Source organism: Pseudomonas sp. NFACC14 (assembly GCF_900106885.1).
Lineage (GTDB): Bacteria > Pseudomonadota > Gammaproteobacteria > Pseudomonadales > Pseudomonadaceae > Aquipseudomonas > Aquipseudomonas fluorescens_AA.
In genome coordinates this window covers 1-2,978 of record NZ_FNOA01000054.1, presented here as the reverse complement: position 1 = coordinate 2,978, position 2,978 = coordinate 1, and the positions used below count along the sequence as shown (strand labels likewise).

The 2,978-nt window shown below is 53.5% G+C and carries 4 protein-coding genes and 3 tRNA genes; all 7 read left to right on the top strand.

The features are described 5' to 3' along the window. Positions 1-165 precede the first annotated feature (165 nt). Complete coding sequence (gene birA / locus BLU85_RS30065) at positions 166-1,122, top strand: bifunctional biotin--[acetyl-CoA-carboxylase] ligase/biotin operon repressor BirA (RefSeq protein ID WP_092205605.1); 957 nt, start codon at positions 166-168, stop codon at positions 1,120-1,122. Continuing rightward, positions 1,112-1,861, top strand: a complete 750-nt coding sequence (locus BLU85_RS30060) for a pantothenate kinase (RefSeq protein WP_092205604.1) — start codon at positions 1,112-1,114, stop codon at positions 1,859-1,861. Before birA ends, BLU85_RS30060 begins: the two co-directional genes overlap by 11 nt. Positions 1,862-1,868: 7 nt before the next feature. Beyond that, positions 1,869-2,324, top strand: a complete 456-nt coding sequence (locus tag BLU85_RS30055; protein WP_092205603.1) for a hypothetical protein — start codon at positions 1,869-1,871, stop codon at positions 2,322-2,324. A gap of 142 nt (positions 2,325-2,466) precedes the next feature. Further along, positions 2,467-2,551 (top strand) — tRNA-Tyr (locus tag BLU85_RS30050). A 24-nt stretch (positions 2,552-2,575) separates the two neighbouring features. Next, positions 2,576-2,649: transfer RNA gene (locus tag BLU85_RS30045), tRNA-Gly, on the top strand. Positions 2,650-2,675: 26 nt separating this feature from the next. Continuing rightward, positions 2,676-2,751 (top strand) — tRNA-Thr (locus BLU85_RS30040). Positions 2,752-2,835: 84 nt separating this feature from the next. Further along, on the top strand, positions 2,836-2,978 hold a 143-nt coding region (locus tag BLU85_RS30035), incomplete at its 3' end, for a GTP-binding protein (RefSeq protein ID WP_256326681.1).

Here is a 2,978-nt window from a genome sequence, read left to right as displayed (position 1 = left end):
TTTCCCCATGTGAGAGTAGGTCATCGTCAAGATTAAATTCCGAAACCCCTATCTGCTGACGCAGGTAGGGGTTTTGTTTTGCCCGCAGGAAAGTCATTTTGTGTTTCTATGCAACTGTCTTGCGCATGGCTATCATGCGGGCCTCATTATCAGGGCGCAGTCCGCATGCTCACGTTGCTAAAACTTCTGAAGGATGGCCGCTTTCATTCGGGGCAAGCCCTGGGTGCTGCACTGGGTATCAGTCGTAGTGCTGTATGGAAGCAGTTGCAGCACTTGGAGGCGGATTTAGGATTGTCTGTTCATAAAGTTCGAGGTAGGGGCTATCAGTTGGCTAAGCCCCTGCTACTTTTGGATGCGACACAGATCTGCACAAAAGGCCTTCATGAGTGGCCTGTCCATATATTCGACTCTATCGATTCCACTAACGCCGAGGCGCTGCGTTTCATCGAGCGCGGAGACGCGGCGCCATTCATGGTTTTGGCTGAGCGACAGACAGCCGGTCGTGGTCGTCGTGGCCGTAAGTGGGTCAGCCCATTTGCCGAAAATCTCTACCACAGCCTGGTGTTACGCATTAGCGGTGGCATGCGACAAATCGAAGGTCTGAGCTTGGTTGTCGGGCTTGCGGTCATGCACGTCTTGCGTGATATGGGGATCGCGGCGGCGGGGCTGAAATGGCCTAATGATGTCTTGGTGGGTGAGAAAAAGATCGCGGGCATTTTGCTTGAATTGGTTGGAGATCCTGCAGACGTTTGCCATGTTGTCCTGGGCGTAGGGATCAATGTGAATATGCAATCGACTGATGAGGTCGACCAGCAATGGACATCCATGTGCCTTGAAGCGGGCAGGGATTTTGATCGAAATGAGCTGGTGGCCCGATTGGGGGTGAAGCTGCAGCAGTATCTGGAGCTTCATCGCATATCGGGGTTTGCTGCGATCCAGTCGGAATGGGAGCAATACCATCTTTGGCAGGGGCGGGCTGTGTCTCTGATTGCCGGTGTTAATAAAATTGACGGCATTGTGCTGGGCATTGATCACCAGGGTGCGCTGCGTTTGAAGGTGGATGGTGTGGAAAAAAACTTTAGCGGTGGTGAGCTCAGTTTGAGGTTGCGTGATGATTCTTGAGCTCGACTGCGGCAACAGCTTTATCAAATGGCGCGTTCTGCGCCCTGATGGAATAACGCCGGTCGAAGGTGGTGTGGTCGGCTCTGACGACGATTTGCTCGCGAGCCTGAATGACGCGAAGAAGTTCCAGCTCAAGAAGTGTCGTCTTGTGAGTGTGAGGACCCAGGCGGAGACGGATTCATTGGTCGCTTCGCTGGTCGATGTGTTCGGGGTATCGGTAGTTCGTGCCGTGCCTGCCCGGGAAATGGCGGGTGTGAGAAACGGCTACGAGGACTACGAGCGGCTAGGCCTCGATCGATGGTTGGCCCTGCTTGGTGGTTTTCATCTCGCTTCGGGGGCGTGCCTGGTGCTGGATTTTGGTACTGCTGTCACAGCCGATTTCGTGGCCGCGGATGGTGGGCATCTGGGAGGGTTCATTTGTCCTGGCATGCCTCTGATGCGTAATCAATTGCGTACCCACACGCGGAAAATTCGTTATGACGATATAGCGGCCGAGCGGGCCCATGAGAGCCTCGCTCCAGGTCGTGCGACTGTCGAGGCGGTCGAGCGCGGTTGCATGCTGATGCTTAGGGGATTCGTCCTGACTCAACTTGAATTGGCGGAGCAATATTGGGGAAAGGATTTCGTGGTGTTTCTTACTGGGGGGGATGCCAATCTGGTTTCCGGAGTCGTTCCAGATGCCAGGGTGGTACCTGACCTGGTTTTCGTCGGTTTGGCGATGGCCTGTCCTTTGTATTGAGGTTTCTATGCGGTGGCTGTTTCTGTTGTTGCTGGTTTTGAATGTCTTCTACTACATCTGGCATCAGCAGGAGGCCCCGCTTCGCGCCAAGGATGTCACGCCGTTGAGCTTATATCGCGGGTCGCAACAGGATATTCATCTCTTGAGCGAAACGGCGGATGCCCTTGTCAGGCGCGATTCGGCCAAGTCTGCTGAGGTGCCCAAAACTTGTGTCTATCTGGGTGGTTTTGCTCGTCCGGAGCTGGCCAGGCAGCTGGAGCAGCGCCTGGCGGCTTTGGGTGTCGTAGGTCGCTCTGTGGTATCGAACGCGCAAAATCTCTCAGAGGGAGGAGGGTTCTGGGTTCAGGTACCCCAGGAAGGCGCGGGAAAGGTGAGTGAAACGCTGCTCCAAAACCTTTCTAAAGAATTCAATGAGTTAAAACATAAAATAATGCCATGCGAAGGGGTTGCACCCGTAGGGTAGTTTGCATAGAATGGCGCCCGCTTCGCAGCGAAGACCTTTAAAGGTAAGCGATACGAAGCGACGTCAACGCAGCTAACCTCAGGTTTTTAATGAGAAAATGCTTGACAGAAGGCTGGCATGATATAGAATGCCGGCTCGCTTAGGAGGGGTTCCCGAGCGGCCAAAGGGATCAGACTGTAAATCTGACGTCTACGACTTCGAAGGTTCGAATCCTTCCCCCTCCACCATTTTTAGCGTGAGCTGCAAGCTCCGCGGGTATAGTTTAGTGGTAGAACCTCAGCCTTCCAAGCTGATGATGCGGGTTCGATTCCCGCTACCCGCTCCAAGTTTGCAGATTGTGCAAAGTGTTTTGCTCTTGTAGCTCAGTTGGTAGAGCACACCCTTGGTAAGGGTGAGGTCAGCGGTTCAAATCCGCTCAAGAGCTCCATATTACAAGGCAGATATGCAAATATCTGCCTTTGTTTTAATGGCTTGTGTGACTCGCTAAATTCTTCTCCTAGGGGTGATTTCGATGGCTAAGGAAAAGTTCGAACGTAATAAGCCGCACGTCAACGTCGGTACCATCGGTCACGTTGACCACGGTAAAACCACGCTGACCGCTGCTCTGACCCGTGTCTGCTCCGAAGTTTTCGGTTCGGCCAAGGTTGACTTCGA